Source organism: Arsenophonus endosymbiont of Aleurodicus floccissimus (assembly GCF_900343025.1).
Classification (GTDB): Bacteria; Pseudomonadota; Gammaproteobacteria; order Enterobacterales; family Enterobacteriaceae; genus Arsenophonus.
In genome coordinates, this window is the sequence record NZ_OUND01000003.1 from 358,991 (window position 1) to 377,885 (window position 18,895).

Sequence of the window (18,895 nt, forward strand, 5' to 3'; positions counted from 1 at the left end):
CGCAATAAATGCGTCGCGTTAAAATAACTATGGACAGACAAGGTAAATGTATAGGAGTGAAAATAGTAGAATTAACTACTCAACCTGGAAAAACCAGATAATTTGTAAACACAACATCACAACCATAAAGCCAATAACTTTAAATAAATTAACTGCTTAGGGGTTCATTCAGGCCGAGGAAGGAGCTTTATTATAGACATATACTAGTTTCTCTACAATAGATAATTTATAATGCTTCAGATTATAAAAACTGATGGGTATATAAGGATGAGTAAGATGCGATCATGTCAAAATGTATGCCTCCTCTTAATGCGTTAAGGGTATTTGATGCGGCAGCCCGCCATTTAAGTTTTACTAAAGCAGCAGAGGAGCTTTTTGTTACTCAGGCTGCAAATAAGTCATCAAATAAAAAGTTTGGAAAATTTATTGGGTTTGAAATTATTTCGTCGGCATAATCGTTCATTATTATTGACTGAAGAAGGGTAAAGTTATTATTTAGATATTAAAGAAATTTTTTCTTCGTTACGTGAAGCTACTCGGAAACTACAGGCTCTCAGCGCAAAGGGAGCATTAACCATCAGCTTATTACCAAGTTTTGCTATTCAATGGTTAGTGCCGCGCCTATCGAGTTTTAATCGTGCTTATCCTGATATCGATGTGCGTATTCAAGCTGTTGATCACGATGGAGCTAAAATGGCTGATGGTGTTGATGTGGCAATCTTTTATGGTTATAGTAATTGGCCAGGTTTAAGAACAGATCGTTTGTATGCGGAATACTTAATACCAGTCTGTGCGCCAGACTGATTAGCGGGGCGTTACCCATTGAAAAAACCGCAAGATTTAATTCATCATATATTGCTACATGATTCTTCTCGACGTGATTGGCAAACTTATGCACGTCAATTATCATTACAAGACATTATTAATGTAGAACGTAGAACAAGGACCCATTTTCAGTCATAGTGCTATGGTTATTCAAGCCGCAATTCATGGTCAAGGAATCGCCTTGATTAATAACGTTATGACAAAAAATGAACTTGATACAGGTCGTTTGGGTATGTCCGTTTAATGATGTTTTAGTCAGTAAAAAAGCTTGCTATTTAGTTTGTCACAAGCTGAGTTAGGTAAGATTGCTGCATTTCGTCAATGGATCCTTGTAAAAGCAGCTAGCGAGCAACAAAAATGGGGATTTATTACCAGTGAGTTGTAAACTATATGGTAAGTAAAATAACTAATTTAAAAAGAAAAGGATATTAACGTGAATGCTCGTTTAATGTTGATATTTTCAGGAATTAGTGGATTTTTTTGTGTCGCATTTGGCGCAATAGGTTCACATTTATTATCACCTCTACTAAACCATGATCAAATAGAATGGATTCGTATTGGTTTACGTTATCAATCAATGCATACTTTAGTTCTTATGATATTAGGCGCTATTTTATTACGTAAAGTTATTTTATGGTTTTATTGGGGGGAATTTTCTTCAGTATAGGCATTTTATTGTTCAGTGGCAGTTTTTACTGTATGGCATTTTTACAAGTAAAATATTTTGCCCATTTGGCACCAGTAGGCGGCTTTTGCTTTTTAATTGGCTGGATATTAATTGTTATTGGTGCAACTCGGCTTAGGAACCCAACAATACGTAATGAATAATAATATTATTTTATATTGTCGTTCAGGATTTGAAAAAGAGTGTGCGGCAGAAATTACTGATAAGGCTACCCAGATCGGCGTTTATGGCTATGCCAAAGTAAAAGATAATAGCGGTTATGTTTTATTTGAATGCTATCAGTCTACTGATGCAGACCGTCTAGCTAAAGATATACCCTTTGGTACATTAATATTTGCTCGTCAACTAGTGGTTGTTAGCCAGTTATTGAAAGATTTATCCCCGAACGATCGCGTATCGCCGATTATTGCGTTATTGTAAGGTGTTCTTGAAAGAGTTGGTGAGTTACGAGTTGAAGTGCCGGATACCAATGAGAGTAAAGAGCTACTGAAATTTTCCCGTAAATTTACTGTGCCTTTACGCCATGCGCTTCGTCAACAAAAAACATTGTTGTTGAAAGAAAACCATCAACGTCCGGTTATACATGTATTTTTTATTGCTGCCGGCTGTTGTTATGTTGGCTATTCTTATACAAATAACAATTCACCTTTCTTTATGGGGATCCGGCGGTTAAAACTGCCAGCGGATGCGCCAAGTCGTTCAACATTAAAACTGGAAGAAGCATTTCATCTATTTATTCCCTATGATGAGTAGGAAGAGCGTTTAGCATCTGGTATGAAGGCTGTTGATCTGGGCGCTTGTCCAGGCGGATGGACCTATCAATTAGTGAAGCGCAGTATGATGGTCGATGCGGTTGATAATAAATCAATGGCCGAAAGTTTAAGCAAACAGGTCAAGTACGGCATTATCGAACTGATGGTTTTAAATTTACACCACATACTAAGAATATTAGTTGGTTGGTGTGTGATATGGTTGAAAAACCGGCAAAAGTTACTGCTTTGATAACAGATTGGTTGTTAAAAGGCTGGTGCCGGGAGAAGCGATATTTCATTTTAAAGCTACCGATGAAAAAACGTTATCAAGAGGTTTCATCAATTTTGAACAAAATATCACAGACACTAAACGAAAATGGTATTAATGCTCAAATCTAAGCGAAGCAACTCTACCATGATCACGAAGAGATCGCGGTGCATGTAAGACGAGTTTAGTCAGCCTCTATACCAGAGCGGGATTAGAAGAGCAGTGATTAACAATAAAGTTTTTATTTTTATTGTGTTATGGAGTAAATCTGAGTTGTTGTAAATTTCCATTTAACTGTAGATCGGTTTTGAGAGAGGCAACCTGTCGGCTAATAAAGGCTATTTTTTGCGCCGGTTCAATCCGTTTACGCCATTTTTCGGGTAAGGAATGGATATTAGCAAAAATGGCCTCTAAGGTAGAATATTGCTGAAGTAAAGTTGCTGCGGTTTTAGGGCCAATGCCGGTTATGCCAGGGATTTTACTACTATTTATGCCAGTTAGTCCCCAATAATCCTGTAGCTGTTCAGGTTTAACCCCAAACTCTTTATTAACAAAGGATAAATCAAGTCAACGTTTTTGAAAATAATCACGAATATAGATCGATGATGAAAGTAGCTGCCAATAGCCTTTATCTGTTGAAATGATGGTAACACGATAGCCAGCGGTAGCCACTTTAATTGCTAACGTTGCCGCCAGATCGTCAGCTTCATTTTTAATGGCATGCCAACAAGCTAATCCTTGCGCCTTAAATGCAATTTCAAGGTTTTTCATTTCGTGATAAAGATCATCTAGCATTGCTTGTCTGCCAGCTTTGTATTGAGGTAAAAGTTGTTGCCGCCAGTTATTTGTCTGATGTTCTTTACTATCGAATATTGCCGCAGCGTGGGTGGGCGAAGTATGGTTAATTAGCTGGCGGAGAGTTGAAACGCAAGCTTGTTCGCAAGGGGTTCCTTGAACAGCATTAATTCGTCTGATTAGATTTAAAGCATCAACAATAAGTAAGTGGATCATAATTTTATGTGCATAGTCTTGTCAGTTATTTAATAATTTCATAGCAGGGTATATAAGCTGTCTTGCTAGGTAGTTTTATTCTATGTTGACTAACAAACCCTCGTAATAATGTATCCATATGAGCCATAATTTTGGTATCACCATGAAGTTTATAGGGGCCATGCTTTTCAATTTCTTTCATACCCACTTCTTTCACATTACCGGCAACAATAGTCGAAAAGGCTCGTCGTAAGTTAGCGGCCAATTTTTCCGGCTGCTTTGGATTACAAAATAGATTAAGTTTTGCCATATTATCATGGGTTGGTGTAAAGGGTTTTTGTAATTCTGAATTAACTTTTATTGACCAATTAAAGCTATAGACATCACCAGTATTGAGGAGATTTTCTTTGACTTGTGGCATCTGTTTTTTTATTTCACGCGCTACAGCTTTTGGATCATCAATAATAATTACAGGCCTATTCGCCAGAGGCATGCTTAATGAAATCGTCGAGGGTGTCAAAATAAGCTTGGCTCTCTTTTGGGCCAGTTAAAATTAATGGTAATGCCTGATGATTATTGGCAGGATACATTAAAATGCACAATAAATAAAGTAGTTCCTCTGTAGTACCAGCACCGCCAGGAAAGATAATGATACCATGAGCAACCCGAACAAATGCCTCAAGGCGTTTTTCAATATCATGCATGATAACAAGCTCATTAACCAGAGAGTTAGGTGGCTCAGTAGCAATAATGGAAGGTTCAGTTAAACCAAGAAAAGCGGCCATTTTTATAACGCTGTTGTGCATGGCCTACTGCGGCACCTTTCATCGGCGCTTCCATTACGCCAGGGCCACAGCCAGTGCAAATATTTAATTCACGTAATCCTAATTCGTTTCCAACCTTGCGGACATAAAGATATTCAATTTCATTTATTAAATGGCCTCCCCAGCAAACAATAGTATTCGGATCTTCATTGAGATGTAGTGTTCGGGCATTACGCAGAATGGTAAAAATAATATTAGTGATACTAATGCTATCATGCAGACTTAATGCCAGTAGTTTTTCTACTGAAATAATCTGGGTATGAACAAAAAGAATATCTCTTAACACAGAAAATAAGTTTGTTTGTAGTGAACGGATAATTCTGCCATCTACAAAAGCTTTTTCAGGCGGGTTAATTAATTCCAGTTTGACACCGTGTTCACGTTGTAGAACATTGATATCAAAATTGGGATATTTAGCGATTAATTCTTTACTATTATATGTCTTGCTACCTGAGTTAAGTACAGCTAAGGAGCAGTTTCTAAATAGCTGATATAGATCGCTACTGGCAGTACGTTTAAGGATACTAATTTCAATTTGAGATAATAGATCCATTGAGCCTAACGTGCTGACATGTGTTATCAATTTAAACTCCTTACTGCCGTGCTAATCGCATCATTGTTGGCTGAAAATTCTCATTACTACGCCAAGGATTGATATCCAACCCGGCCCCGACGTGTATAACGGGCATAAACACTTAACTTATCGGGTCGACATAGCTGAAGAATATCATTGAAAATACGCTCGATACATTGTTCATGAAATTCGTTATAGTGTCTGAAAGAGACTAAATAACGGAGTAGTTTTTCTATATCAATTTTAGCGCCACAATAATGAATTTGTATTGAACCCCAGTCAGGTTGATTAGTAATTAAGCAATGAGATTTTAGCAGATGGCTAACTAATATTTCCTCTACCTTTATATTGGCGGTTGCATTGTTAAGATAATCAGGATTAAATTCATAATCAGTAATTTCTATCTCTTGCTCATCAATACATTTACTAGACAGATTATGAATAGTTTGATTAGCGAACATGGTGAGTGGCTGTAATTTTACTGTCACTTCTCCTGCAGCGCATGCAGTCAAATCTTGGGTTAGTTGTTTTTCAACTTCTTGCCAGCTAATAAATTGGGTTTGATTGAAACTGTTTAGATAGAGTTTAAAACTTTTAGATTGAATCAGATTTATGCTATTAGCATTAATGGTAACATGGCCGATAGCCACTTGAGGAACTCCTCGACTGTTTAGCCACGAAAGCTCATGGAGTGTTCAAATATCTGCACCATGAAAGGGTAATCTGTCTGATGATAACCCGAAAGGTTGTCGATTTAGACGACGAGAACTGCTTGTAGTAGATGAGGTGCATAGTTATCTTAATATTCGGTTTTTTTTTCCGAGCGTTAGGTGTTAGCTCACCATTATCTTGATCAAGTGGCATGGAGTTCCTTCCTAAAATAGAAAATCAGTAAGATAGTTGCTAGCATAATTAATATATTAGAGTAAGTTTGTTATTTAATGTATAGCTTAACAACAAATTGCGCAGATAGATAATAATACCTAATGATACTTTTATATATTAGAATGATTTATTCCTATAATTAGTCACCAATAAGAATAATTGACCATGGAAGTAACGATTTCTCAGGTATTAACGGAACTCACACGGCCTTATATTGCTTATTGGCAACAGCAGACGGGTGATTTACCGGCGAGTGATACTTTTTACAGTATTCCTTCGCCTTGCATTGAATATAGCAAAGATGATGTCGTTTATTGGTTACCTAAACCGTTTCCGATGCCAAATGAAAAGTTAGAATCTGTTGAAAAAGCGTTAGACATCCATTTTTATCCTAATATTCACCAATTTTATACAACACAATTAGCCGCTGATATGCGAGTAAAATTTCAAGAACAACAACTTGATTTAATTCAAGTATGGAATATGACCGATTTTACTCGTTTACAAGAGAACTTAATTGGGCATTTAATTACGCAAAAAAGACGTAGACTGACACCAACTCTCTTTATTGCAAGTTTAGATTCGGAATTTGAAATTATTTCCGTAGATAATATTACTGGCCAAGTTATATTAGAAACATTAGGTCAAACAACACGTAGCGTCTTAGCGGGTAGTCTGATTGAATTTTTACAACAACTTACTCCTATAATTAAAAAGCAATGTGATTAAGATATTTACTTATTTTTTTGTGAGATATAACTTACAAATTATGTAAGTTATATATGCGTTTATTGCTTTTTAAACGATGAAGCGAGATGAAATATTTTTTATTTCAGTAGGATAAAAAAATATTCTGTTATTATCGGAAAAATGATTAAAAACTATTTTTTCTATTCTTGTGTTCCTCAGATAAAGCCGACATTCTTATGCCCGCCGATAAGTTAGCATTTATCAAATGTGCCATAAATCGAAACAAGAAGTGGAAATGATTTAACGGGCATTTATTGTGCAGAGTAAATTCAGTCATTGTTACTAATAATAAATGGTGAATGTTAGTTTATTTTTTAAATTTGAAATTATTAAATGTTTAATAATATAGAGGAATAAGAAAGGTAGTGTTAGGGATAACGAATGATAAGTATTAGTGCTTACAAATTACTACCTCGTAAATAGTAGGAAGATACATTTAGCAGGAAGCTGATAATGCAGGATGCATAAATATTCTATTTAATAGCGTTACATATTATATAACCAGTCGATTTTATAGACTGGTTTTTTTTTATGGCTACATGGCTTTGCAAAAAATTGTTTTTAGCTGCAGTCGCGGATAGTAATATAACCATATAAGTCATTGATATTTTGGATAATTAGTAAGTCTATTTAAATGATTATAATTTAGATAGATTGGATATTTTATATAGATTTACTAATGAGTAATGAAATTAGTATCACGCGCTGTTTTTTTTTGTTTGATAACTAATAATGTTATGATTCATTTGTTTTTACTTATGATACTAGTGTAGGAAATGAATATTAATCTTATCGTTGTTGAAAAACTTCGTCTCATTGAAGTTGAAATGAAAAACCTTAATCTTTGGAGTAATACACCACCGCCAGAGGAAGCTTTTGCTAGTGATTTGCCTTTTGCTGTAGACACTATGGCGGCACACGAATGGTTGCAATGGGGTACTATTGCCAAAATTATATAAGTTTATTGAACAACATATTGATTTACCAAATGCATTCGCTATTACTCCCTATTTTGAAGAAATCTATCAAGAAGAACGAGAAAGTCTCGCTATTGCCAATTATTTGAATATTTACGTGTGTTAGATGAAATTTTTTTACAAGGTAACTCAACAAATGCTTGAAGTGCTTTATCAGGATCAACATTTGATTGCAATAAATAAGCCTGCTGGATGGCTTGTACATCGTAGTTGGCTAGATCGTCATGAAACTCGTTTTGTTATGCAAACAGTGCGTGACCAAATTGGTCAGCATGTATTTTCTGTTCATCGTTTAGATAAACCGACTTCAGGGGCGTTATTGATGGCGCTTTCGAGTGAAATTGCTTGTCTTTTAGCGCAGCAATTTGAACACCATACAATAAAAAAAGTATCATGCGATTGTGCGAGGCTATGTTAATCAAGCTGATATTATTAATTATGCACTAACGGAGGAAAAAGATAAGATTGCTTATAAATACGCCAGCAAAATAAGTCAACCTCAACCGAGCATTAGTCATTATTCACCGTTGGCTAAGGTTGAATCTCCGATCGAGATAGGTCGTTATCCTACTTCACGTTTTTCTTTGCTAGCTCTAAGACCAATAACCGGCGGCAAGCATCAATTAAGTAAGACGTCATATGGCATATATCCGTTACCCCATAATTGGTGATACTACCCATGGTGATCTGCGTCAGAATCGCGGTATTTCACACCATTTTGCCAGCAGTCGGTTGATGTTACATGTGAGTTATTTATCTTTTAAGCATCCAATGACAGGCGATAAATTGCAGCTGATTGCAAAGTGGGATGATGCTTGGATGCATTTGCTATCACAGTTTAGTTGGTTAGGTATTGTGCCTGAACTCGAGCGTCAACATTTATCGATAGTATGAATTATAATGTTAAACGGTTATACGAGTTTATCTGCTTAAAATACAAATTTGGCCTAACGCCAGTTAGCATTAGCATAAATACGCAGCAGTGAGTTATTCAGGAGAGTTTTTTTAAATCTGATTTAATTTCCTCAATTTTGCTTATTACGACAGATTATAAATGGCACAAATCATTTAATATTTTATTTTTTAAATCACGGTTGGTTTGGTCGTGTTGACAAATTTGGTTTAACATCCCGTAGGTGGAGATTAATTTCATTGATTTCTTTGAGATTATTATCTAGGTTAACCAGCTTTCGTTGCAGCGGATATTTGAATTTTACACTTTTAGCATAGTGTTCATCTTTATCTTTGCGAAAATAAATCTTTAGAATGTCATGATGTGCTTCTTGGCGAAGGGTGTAGTGATCGATATCTTCAGGTTGAGTGATCCCTAAGATTTTTAAGTTATCATACATATTAATATCTAACGGAATAAGGTTATCTAACAATTGTTACAGATTAGCATAATAATAAGGCTAAGCGGATATTCAATTGATAATCCGCTATGATAAATTTTAGTCTATTTTTCTTAGTAACTCATTAATGCCAACTTTCTTTCTAGTCTTGTCATTGACTTTTTTGACAATAACCGCGCAATATAGGCTGTAGTTGCCATTTTTGGCCAGTAAATTACCCGCGCCGACGACAGAGCCGGCTGGAATTCGGCCATAGAGAATTTCACCGCTTTCTCTATCATAAATTTTGGTGCTTTGGCCAATATAGACGCCCATTGAGATAACCGAGCCTTCTTCAACAATGACCCCTTCAACAATTTCAGAGCGAGCACCAATAAAACAGTTATCTTCGATAATAGTTGGATTAGCTTGTAAGGGTTCTAACACACCACCAATGCCAACACCACCGGATAAGTGAACATTTTTACCAATTTGAGCACAAGAGCCAACTGTTGCCCAGGTATCTATCATCGATCCTTCGTCAATATAGGCACCCATATTAACATAAGATGGCATTAAAACGGTATTTCGGGCGATAAACGCACCTTTTCGTACCGTTGCTGGTGGAACAACTCTAAATCCTTCTTGTTGAAAACGAGCATGATCATACTCAGCAAATTTCATGGCTACTTTGTCAAAATAGCGGCTTTCTGCACCTTCGATTAATCGATTATCATTGATACGAAAAGAGAGTAGCACCGCTTTTTTAAGCCATTGATGTGTTTGTCCATTGTCCATCTATCTTTTCAGCGACTCTTAACTGGCCTTTGTCAAGTTGAGTGATCACCTGATTGATTGCATCACTTAGTTGAATATTGGTCGTCGCGGGTGTGATTTTTGCGCGCTGTTCAAAAGCATTTTCAATAATGGGTTTAAGTTGCTCCATAAAATTACTCATCCTCTGGGTTGTAATTATTTAACATATTTACTATTTTCTTTATCTATTGCAGTCAGGGCTTGGGTCAATTTTTCTGCCAGTTGATGTTGTCTATTTTGATCGAGTACCTAGTTATTTTGATCAGTAAGTACAAACAAATCCTCAACTCTTTCTCCAATCGTTGTGATCCTAGCTCCGTGTAAGAGCACGGCCATTTCAGTAAATATATTACCGATCTGTGCCAATAATCCGGGTTGATCGAGGGCTACAAGCTCCATATAAGTCCGCCTACCATTAAAATTGGGTAAAAAATGCACTTTAATTGGTACATTAAAATGGCGAAATCTATAATGGGCGTTACGTGTTTTCAAGGTTTTGCTATTTGGGGTCTTAATAACTTTTAGTAAGGCTTGGTGAATATTTTCATAGCGATCATGGGCTAACGGTTGTCCTTTAGGATCTAATACCACAAAAGTATCCATCGTCATATTATCTTTGTTAGTAAATATTTGGGCGCTATGGATATTAAGATTTCGTCTATCAAGTTCTCCAGCAACCGCAGCAAATAGAGATGGTCGATCTGGACACTAGATAAAAATTTCAGTACCACCATGCACAGATACTGTACTGATTAGTATTAATGGTTCATTTAATTTGTGTTTTAATAAAGCACTAGCGTGCCAGGCAAGTTGCTGGGGAGTATGGCGTAAAAAATAATCAGCATAGCAGCGTGACCATAATTTTTTCAGCTCACCTTGATCAATATTTTTCTCGCCTAGCTAGGTTAACGCTTGCAACCGATTAGATTGGATCCGTTGACGTAAAGTGAGTATTGTTTGCGTATCTTGATTTAATTGATTTTTAGTTAATAGATACAGCTCTTTTAATAGACTCTGTTTCCAGCTATTCCATAAGTTATTATTGGTTGCACATATATCTGCAACAGTCAGACAAAAAAGATAATCCAGCCGGTTTATTGATTTCACTTCACTGGCAAATTGTTTAATAACAATCGGATCTTGAATATCACGCCGTTGGGCGGTCACTGACATCAAAAGATGTTGACGCACAAGCCAGGCAATTAAGGATGAATCATGTTCAGATAGGCTGTGTGCTAGGGCAAATTGCTTTGCATCTTTCGCACCCAGTTCAGAGTGATCACCCTTTCTACCTTTAGCGATATCATGGAACATAGCTGCCAGCCGTAAAATTTCAGGTTGAGCAAGCTTGGTATAAATGGTAACGCACAAAGGATGTTGGTGACTATTATTTTGATCAGCAAATTGATCAAGTTTTTGTAATATGCCAATAGTATATTCATCGACGGTGTAAGTATGAAAAAGATCAAATTGCATTTGGCCAACAATATTTTGCCAAACTGGCGTATAAGCACTAAGTACATCGTGTAAGTGCATGGGCTCAATGGCACCTTTTACCGCTCTGGGGTGGCGCAAAGTAATAATAAAAATTTCACGAGCAATTGGAATTTCACACAGAGGTTTAGTCAGTTTTTGGCAAGCAAAACGCAATTGACGCAGTGTAGCTGAGTATATCCCTAGAATATTTTCCTGTTCGGCCATTTGATAAAATAGCTGCAATATGGCTGCGGGTTGACGATCGAAAAGAGTGCTATCAATCAGATCGATGAGATCTCCTCTAAGTTGAAATTGATTATCAAGTTTATGTGGCGCGGCTAGGTTTTTTTTCGCTAAGGATGGCTTCATCAAACAGTTGTAGTAGCATGCTATTTAGTTCTCGTACACGTCGTGTGACACGATAATAGTCTGTCATCATTTGCTCAACGGGCTGATTGTCTTTACCTTGATAACCAAGTAAGCGGGCAACATTTAATTGATGTTCAAATAGTAGGCGATTATTATAACATTTTATCATTAAATACAGCGCAAATCGAATACGAAGCAAAAAATTTAAATATGTTTTTAATTCCTCGATATTCTGTTTGGCTTAGAAAGTCGAAATGAACTGTCTGCTCAATGGTGGTTATACTAAAATGTCGGCGTGCGACCCATAACAGTATGTGAATATTGCGTAAACCGCCGGGACTACTTTTGATATCTGGCTCAAGGTTGTAACTAGTACTATGATAACGTTGGTGGCGCAACTGTTGTTCACTACGTTTGGCAGCAAAAAATTTATCAGACGGCCAAAAGTTATCGCTATATATCGCTTACTGTAATGATAGAAACAGAACTTAATCACCACAAATTAACCTTGATTCAAATAGATTGGTTGCGGTAGATAGATCTGTTTGTCCTGCCTGTAAACACTCTTCTAATGTGTGCACACTATTGCCAACTTGAAAACCTAAGTCCCATAGTAGAGTAATAAATTGACCAATCTTAGTGGTGATAGCGGTAGCTAAAGGATATTGACTTAAAATTAATAAATCTACATCTGAAAGTGGATGTAATTCTTGTCGGCCATAACCACCCACGGCAATTAATGATAATTGGGGAATTAGTTCGAAACGATTAATTTGCTAAAGACGCTAGAGCAACTTATCAAGATAATTGCTACGGACGGCAATAAGTTCAGCGGCGGTAACTCCCTCTTTGAAAGATTGTTCTAACCATTTTTGCAAGCGCTCTACCTGTTGTTTTAGTAAAGGTAAAGTAAAATCCTCTTGAGATAATTTATCAAGCGCAAGGATGAGAGGGACAGGCTGATTACTTTTCATCATGGTATTATAACCGCGAAATTGCTGGAGGAGATCTGATTATGCGATCACTAGTAAATGGTATGAATAGACAATAAAAAGCAGTAAAACAATAGCATTAAGGTAAAAGCCTCCAAAATTATGGAGGCCAATCTGAAAAGTATCTATTCACTAATATAGCCGAAATAAATGGTTCTTCTTCTTTCCGTAAGGTAAAAATTTCACATCCATCGTTGGTGACAGCTAAAGTATGTTCATATTGTGCCGACCAACCTCGATCTTTTGTTTTTACTGTCCAGCCATCTTTCATTGTTCTAATACGATGATCGCCGGTATTTACCATTGGTTCGATAGTAAAGGTCATGCCTTTTTGCAGTATCACACCACCGTCATCAGCATCGTAATGTAATACTTGAGGTTCTTCATGAAAAACTCGACCAATACCATGGCCACAATATTCGCGCACGACAGAAAAATGATGCTGTTGAACAAATTGCTGAATTGCCTGACCTATCGTCCGTAAACGAATACCAGGTTTGACCATTTTTAAAGCAAGATAAAGGCTTTCCTGTGTTACCTTACACAACCGTTCGCCTTGAATGGTTGGTTTGCCTACAATAAACATTTTGGAAGTGTCGCCATGGAAGCCATTTTTAATAACGGTGACATCGATATTAATGATATCACCTTTTTTTAATATTTTTTCATTACTCGGAATACCATGACAAATAACATCATTAACGGATGTACAGATAGATTTAGGAAAGCTATGATAATTTAAACAGGCTGGGATAGCTTTCTGTTTTTCGACGATATGTGAGTGACAGATGCGATCAAGTTCACCTGTGGAAATGCCGGGTTTTATGTAAGGTTCAATAATTTCTAACACTTCTGCCGCCAAATGTCCGGCAATACGCATTTTCTGAATATCTTCTTCCGTTTTAATTGAGATAGCCATGAATTCTGCCTATTTATGCTGATTTGAATGAGTAAAAATGCACTTATCAGCCAATTATGTTGATTAAATATAAATACTGTATGTTGACGGTTATGTTAGCAGCGCGAAGCGCAGTTATGCCAACTAACGACTTAACATATCAATTTTTTTTAAAATATGAAAATAGCCAAAAAGTAAATGTTTGGTTATTTTAAATTGAATTATCACTAGTGAACTGTAAAAAAACATAAAAATTATAATGTTAGCAATAACACGCAATAAAATATTGTTAAAGTAAATTTTATTCAGAAATGAATATTATTCATTTCTGAAGTAAGCAATACTAATTGTCAGTGTTATTTTTTTAGTTCAGCTAAATGACTTAAGCGTAGAAAAATATAACTATATCTGGTGTTTTTGGTTATTTTATGATATAAAGCGCGCCGGCATTCTGTGTATTTTAATAGTAGAAAAACATAGAGTTAGCTCTAACATAAACTTAACTGTGTTATAATACACACAGATCGGCACATTTTCCGGGGTGCTCTTATGTAGGAAAATCTACAGCTAATGAGTCGGGGAATGGGATCTGTGGAGGCATAACCCCAATTTACTAAATTGATAGAGGTTTAAATGGCAACTGTTTCCATGCGCGATATGCTTCAGGCGGGCGTTCACTTTGGTCACCAAACTCGTTACTGGAATCCAAAGATGAAAACTTACATCTTTGGTGCGCGCAACAAAGTGCATATCATTAATTTGGAAAAAACTGTTCCAATGTTCAATAAAGCATTAGCTGAATTGACTAAAATTGCTTCACGAAAAGGCAAAATTCTGTTTGTTGGCACTAAACGCGCAGCAAGCGAATCAATAAAAGAAGCGGCTAATAGTTGTGATCAGTATTTTGTTAACCACCGTTGGTTAGGTGGTATGCTGACTAACTGGAAAACCGTTCGTCAGTCTATTAAGCGCCTGAAAGATTTAGAAGCACAATCTCAGGATGGTACTTTTGATAAGTTGACCAAAAAAGAAGCGTTGATACGTACCCGTGAACTTAACAAGTTAGAAAATAGTTTGGGTGGCATTAAAGAGATGAGCGGTTTGCCTGACGCTTTATTTGTTGTTGATGCGGAACATGAGCATATTGCTATAAAAGAAGCAAACAACTTAGGTATCCCTGTATTTGCGGTTGTTGATACTAACTCTGATCCAGATGGTGTTGACTATATCATCCCTGGTAATGATGATGCGATCCGCGCAGTTAAACTGTATCTGGATGCTGTTGCGAAAGCTGTCCATGAAGGTCGTTCTCAAGATCAGGCGATTAAACCAGAAGAAAACTTGATAGAGATTGAATAATAAGGCCAGCGCTTCGTTAGTATAGAAGAGTACTTATGGACCAGGTATTACAATATATTGGTTATAGGGGCCTAATTGGCTATTTTTTACTTATCAGAATGAGAATTGTCTGCATGGGATGATTTCCCATCAGATAGATTGAGGAATAAATCACATGTCTGGAATTACCGCTGCTTTGGTAAAAGAACTGCGCGAACGTACTGGTGCAGGTATGATGGAATGTAAAAAAGCATTGGTTGAAGCTGATGAAAATATTGAATTAGCTATTGATAATATGCGTAAATCAGGTCAAGCAAAAGCGGCTAAGAAAGCCGGTCGAGTGGCTGCCGAAGGTGTAGTAATGGCGGAAATTTCTGCCGATGGTAAATTTGGTGCATTGCTTGAGTTGAATTGTGAAACGGATTTTGTGGCTAAGGATGCTAGTTTTGTTGCATTTGGTAATGAAGTACTGAAATTCGTTGTGGCAAATAAATTGTCAAATATTGAAGAATTAAAGGCAAAATTTGAAGAACAACGTACAGCAATCGTTGCTAAAATTGGTGAAAATATTAATATTCGCCGAGTCGAGATCCTAGAAGGTGAAAAAATCGGCTATTATTTACATGGTGCTCGTATTGGCGTTCTTGTGTCTGCAAACGGTGCGGATGATGAGCTTATTAAACATATTGCTATGCATATTGCGGCGAGCAAACCCGAATATGTTACCCCGGCAGATGTACCAGCCGATGTTGTCGCTCATGAGCACCAAATTCAATTAGATATAGCAATGCAATCGGGTAAACCTTGTGAAATTGCGGAAAAAATAGTAACTGGCCGCATGAATAAATTTACCGGTGAGATCTCTTTAATTGGCCAACAATTTGTTATGGATCCAAGTAAAACAGTTGGTACGTTATTAAAAGAGAAAAATGCAACGGTGACTAACTTTATCCGTTTTGAAGTTGGTGAAGGTATCGAAAAAGTAGAAACTGATTTTGCTGCTGAAGTTGCGGCAATGAGTAAATAATGATACCAATTGTTAAATAGAGCCGCCAGTAGGCGGTTCTGTTTTATCTAATATCGATAATTTATTTTTTATCTATCTGATAATACATTATCAATGATAATTTATGTGTAAAATATGCCACTAAATTATTTAATTCAGCATATGCTTAATTCAACAGATTAGGGTTAGTATTTAGATTAAATTATCTTTTTCTAAAATAATGAAGAAAAGTAATTAATCAAGTATTTTACATTCAGACTTTGAACTAAGAATTTTAAACCTTCAATAATTTATCTGCTCAGGATGAAACACCATGGAAACTAATGAAAAACCAGTATATCAACGTATCTTGCTTAAGCTTAGTGGCGAAGCTCTACAAGGTTCAGGAGGTTTTGGTATTGATGCGAGCGTTTTAGATCGTATGGCACAAGAAATTAAGGAACTGGTAGAGTTAGCGATACAAGTTGGTATCGTTATTGGTGGGTCAAATATTTTTCAGTCGTGCCGGGCTGGCCGATGCTGGGATGAATCGTGTAGTTGGTGATCATATGGGAATGCTAGCGACAGTAATGAATGGATTAGCCATGCGTGATGCTTTACATCGTGCATATATTAATGCCAGGCTCATGTCTGCAATACCATTAAATGGTGTGTGTGACAATTATAGTTGGGCTGAGGCGATTAGTTTGCTTCGTAATGGCAAAGTTGTTATTTTCTCGGCCGGAACGGGAAATCCTTTCTTTACCACAGATTCAGCGGCTTGTTTACGAGGGATAGAAATTGAGGCGGATGTTGTTTTAAAAGCAACCAAAGTTGATGGCGTCTATTCTGCTGATCCATCGAAGCGTTCAGATGTGGTTTTTTATAATAAATTAACGTATCAGGACGTATTAGAACGCGAATTAAAAGTGATGGATTTGGCGGCATTTACGCTGGCTCGTGATCATAATTTACCTATTCGCGTTTTTAACATAAATAAACCCGGTGCGTTACGTCGAATTGTGATGGGTGAAAATGAAGGCACGTTAATCTCGTGTGATTAATCTCCTGAGAGACACGGATGATTTTTGGCGGTATGATATTATCAGCATCGTTAAAATAATTGAATTGGGTTATCGGTTATAGCCTAAATATTTATAACCAGTTGCTAAGGGTTTAAATGTGATTAATGAAATCAAAAAAAATGCTCAAGAGCGTATGGAAAAAGGCGTCGAAGCATTGAAAAGTCAAATCAATAAAGTTCGTACCGGCCGTGCATCGCCAAGTTTATTGGATGGTATCATGGTTGAATATTATGGTGCTGCAACGCCGTTACGTCAGTTAGCGAATATTACCGCTGAGGATTCACGTACACTCGCCATTACTGTTTTTGATCGTACGTTAGCACGAGCAGTGGAAAAGGCCATTATAGCATCAGATCTGGGTCTTAATCCTTCTTCAGCAGGAACCATAATAAGGGTGCCTTTACCACCGTTGACGGAAGAACGACGTAAGGATTTGATTAAAGTTGTCCGTAATGATGCTGAGCAAGGGCGTGTATCTGTTCGTAATGCACGACGTGATGCGAATGATAAAATCAAGGCATTACTAAAAGATAAAGAAATTGGTGAGGATGATGAACGTCGAGCACAAGATGAAATCCAGAAGTTGACCGATAATTTTATCAAAAAAGTTGATGAAGCTCTGGAACAAAAAGAAAAAGAATTGATGGAATTTTAAACATTTTTATAATAAAGCCATAAGCTATATAAAAGCAAGTATGGCTTTATTATATCTTTAAATTTATTGCTCCATTTTATGTTATGCTATATAGCTGAGTTAAGAATAATTCTTTTTAATTAAATAGTAGAGCATATATATCACAATGATACGTCTGACAATTTTAGGCTCGACGGGTTCAATTGGTAAAACGACACTATCAGTAGTCAAAAAAAATCCAGCGAAATTTGAAATTATCGCATTAGTTTCACATAAAAATGTGGCTACTATGGTTCAGCAATGCTTAGAATTCCAGCCACAATATGCTGCTATGTCAGACGAAAAATCAGCCAATAATCTAAGAAGCATACTAAATAAACACGGATGTAAAACTGAAGTTTTAGCAGGCCAAAAGGGAGTTTGTGAACTAGCGGCGCTTGATAATGTTGATCAAGTGATGTCCGCAATTATCGGAATTGCTGGATTAATGCCAACATTAGCTGCGATTCGTCAAGGTAAGCGTATTCTATTAGCCAATAAAGAGTCATTAATTACTAGTGGGCAACTGTTTTTCGACGCAATTAAAAAATATGATGCGCAGGTGCTGCCTATTGATAGTGAGCATAATGCGATATTTCAAAGTTTACCGACTAAAATTCAGAGTAATTTAGGTTTTGTTAATCTTGAACAACACGGAATAACGCGCATAGTATTAACTGGCTCGGGTGGCCCTTTTCGTGAAATTCCGCTCGCTTCTCTTAAGAACATAACGCCTAATGAGGCTTCCAATCACCCTAATTGGTCTATGGGGCGTAAGATCTCGGTTGATTCGGCAACGATGATGAATAAAGGGCTTGAGTATATTGAAGCGCGGTATTTTTTTAATGCTTCAGCCGAACAAATTGAAGTTATCATTCATCCACAATCTGTTATTCATTCCATGGTATGCTATCAGGATGGAAGTGTAATCGCTCAATTAGGTACGCCTGATATGAGAACACCGATTTCTTATAGTATGGCTTATCCAGATCGTATCCCTTCAGGTGCAGCGGCACTTGATTTTAAACAATTATCTTCATTAACTTTTATTGCTCCAGATTACCAACGTTACCCCTGTTTGAAATTAGCGATTGATGCTTGTCATCATGGGCAAGCATCAACCACAATTTTAAATGCTGCGAATGAAGTTTCTGTTGCTGCATTTTTGGCTGGAAAGCTTCGATTTACTGATATTGCGCAAGTTAATTTGGATACAGTAGAAAGGTTAAGTTTGGCCGAACCTGATAGCATTGATGCAGTGTTAGCGATTGATAGCGAAGCGCGTCAAATGGCAATTAATTATATTGAAACATTAGCAATATACTATTAATAAAAAATTTTAGCTGCTCAAATGTTTCTATATTTATCTCAGATTAAACTTTTATAAAATTATAATGGGTTA

Annotated in this window: 8 protein-coding genes and 11 pseudogenes; 12 read left to right on the forward strand and 7 right to left on the reverse strand. The window is 36.7% G+C overall.

From position 1 onward, the window contains the following. The first annotated feature begins 284 nt into the window (after nucleotides 1-284). The 3 pseudogenes from ARADI_RS11995 to rlmM all read left to right on the forward strand — a co-directional run. A pseudogene (locus tag ARADI_RS11995) lies at nucleotides 285-1,210 on the forward strand (transcriptional regulator GcvA). 48 nt (nucleotides 1,211-1,258) lie between these two features. Next, nucleotides 1,259-1,653 (forward strand): annotated as a pseudogene (locus ARADI_RS12000) (DUF423 domain-containing protein). Next, nucleotides 1,646-2,658: pseudogene (rlmM, locus tag ARADI_RS12005) on the forward strand (23S rRNA (cytidine(2498)-2'-O)-methyltransferase RlmM); the annotation flags it as partial. The pseudogenes ARADI_RS12000 and rlmM, both read left to right, overlap by 8 nt. A gap of 127 nt (nucleotides 2,659-2,785) precedes the next feature. Here the strand turns inward: rlmM and xni are convergent. The 3 pseudogenes from xni to queF all read right to left on the reverse strand — a co-directional run. After that, a pseudogene (gene xni, locus ARADI_RS12010) lies at nucleotides 2,786-3,544 on the reverse strand (flap endonuclease Xni). A 22-nt stretch (nucleotides 3,545-3,566) separates the two neighbouring features. Continuing rightward, nucleotides 3,567-4,927 (reverse strand): annotated as a pseudogene (gene ppnN / locus ARADI_RS12015) (nucleotide 5'-monophosphate nucleosidase PpnN). Between the two features lie 10 nt (nucleotides 4,928-4,937). Beyond that, nucleotides 4,938-5,717 (reverse strand): annotated as a pseudogene (gene queF, locus ARADI_RS12020) (NADPH-dependent 7-cyano-7-deazaguanine reductase QueF); the annotation flags it as partial. A 251-nt stretch (nucleotides 5,718-5,968) separates the two neighbouring features. Between queF and syd the strand changes: the two are divergent. The 4 genes and pseudogenes from syd (at nucleotide 5,969) to truC (ending at nucleotide 8,424) form a co-directional block, all read left to right on the forward strand. Further along, the gene (gene syd / locus ARADI_RS12025) at nucleotides 5,969-6,532 is read left to right on the forward strand and encodes a SecY-interacting protein (RefSeq protein ID WP_119712190.1); all 564 of its coding nucleotides are present in this window, start codon (nucleotides 5,969-5,971) and stop codon (nucleotides 6,530-6,532) included. 797 nt (nucleotides 6,533-7,329) lie between these two features. Then, the gene (locus tag ARADI_RS21140) at nucleotides 7,330-7,512 is read left to right on the forward strand and encodes a YqcC family protein (protein ID WP_369407018.1); all 183 of its coding nucleotides are present in this window, start codon (nucleotides 7,330-7,332) and stop codon (nucleotides 7,510-7,512) included. Further along, nucleotides 7,496-7,636 carry a YqcC family protein gene (locus ARADI_RS21145; RefSeq protein ID WP_369407019.1) on the forward strand — a complete coding sequence of 47 codons (141 nt, stop codon included), beginning with the start codon at nucleotides 7,496-7,498 and terminating at the stop codon, nucleotides 7,634-7,636. Before ARADI_RS21140 ends, ARADI_RS21145 begins: the two co-directional genes overlap by 17 nt. Before the next feature lie 30 nt (nucleotides 7,637-7,666). Continuing rightward, nucleotides 7,667-8,424 (forward strand): annotated as a pseudogene (gene truC, locus ARADI_RS12035) (tRNA pseudouridine(65) synthase TruC). 157 nt (nucleotides 8,425-8,581) lie between these two features. On the opposite strand, the pseudogene ARADI_RS12040 reads toward truC, so the two are convergent. The 4 genes and pseudogenes from ARADI_RS12040 to map all read right to left on the reverse strand — a co-directional run. Beyond that, nucleotides 8,582-8,882: pseudogene (locus ARADI_RS12040) on the reverse strand (DUF3461 family protein); the annotation flags it as partial. Between the two features lie 99 nt (nucleotides 8,883-8,981). Then, nucleotides 8,982-9,807: pseudogene (gene dapD, locus ARADI_RS12045) on the reverse strand (2,3,4,5-tetrahydropyridine-2,6-dicarboxylate N-succinyltransferase). A 26-nt stretch (nucleotides 9,808-9,833) separates the two neighbouring features. Further along, nucleotides 9,834-12,499 (reverse strand): annotated as a pseudogene (gene glnD, locus ARADI_RS12050) (bifunctional uridylyltransferase/uridylyl-removing protein GlnD). Nucleotides 12,500-12,614: 115 nt separating this feature from the next. Then, nucleotides 12,615-13,433, reverse strand: coding sequence for a type I methionyl aminopeptidase (map, locus tag ARADI_RS12055; protein WP_119712191.1), 819 nt, complete (start codon nucleotides 13,431-13,433; stop codon nucleotides 12,615-12,617). A 612-nt stretch (nucleotides 13,434-14,045) separates the two neighbouring features. Between map and rpsB the strand changes: the two genes are divergently transcribed. The 5 genes and pseudogenes from rpsB to ispC all read left to right on the forward strand — a co-directional run bounded on the left by rpsB (nucleotide 14,046) and on the right by ispC (nucleotide 18,823). Continuing rightward, nucleotides 14,046-14,771, forward strand: coding sequence for a 30S ribosomal protein S2 (gene rpsB / locus ARADI_RS12060; RefSeq protein ID WP_119712192.1), 726 nt, complete (start codon nucleotides 14,046-14,048; stop codon nucleotides 14,769-14,771). 154 nt (nucleotides 14,772-14,925) lie between these two features. Further along, nucleotides 14,926-15,777: a translation elongation factor Ts gene (gene tsf / locus ARADI_RS12065; protein WP_119712193.1), complete on the forward strand. Its 852-nt coding sequence runs from the start codon at nucleotides 14,926-14,928 to the stop codon at nucleotides 15,775-15,777. 292 nt (nucleotides 15,778-16,069) lie between these two features. Further along, nucleotides 16,070-16,799 (forward strand): annotated as a pseudogene (gene pyrH / locus ARADI_RS12070) (UMP kinase). Between the two features lie 118 nt (nucleotides 16,800-16,917). Beyond that, on the forward strand, nucleotides 16,918-17,475 hold the full coding sequence (gene frr / locus ARADI_RS12075; protein WP_119712194.1) for a ribosome recycling factor: 558 nt from the start codon (nucleotides 16,918-16,920) through the stop codon (nucleotides 17,473-17,475). 145 nt (nucleotides 17,476-17,620) lie between these two features. Further along, nucleotides 17,621-18,823, forward strand: a complete 1,203-nt coding sequence (gene ispC, locus ARADI_RS12080; RefSeq protein ID WP_119712195.1) for a 1-deoxy-D-xylulose-5-phosphate reductoisomerase — start codon at nucleotides 17,621-17,623, stop codon at nucleotides 18,821-18,823. Nucleotides 18,824-18,895: the final 72 nt, after the last annotated feature.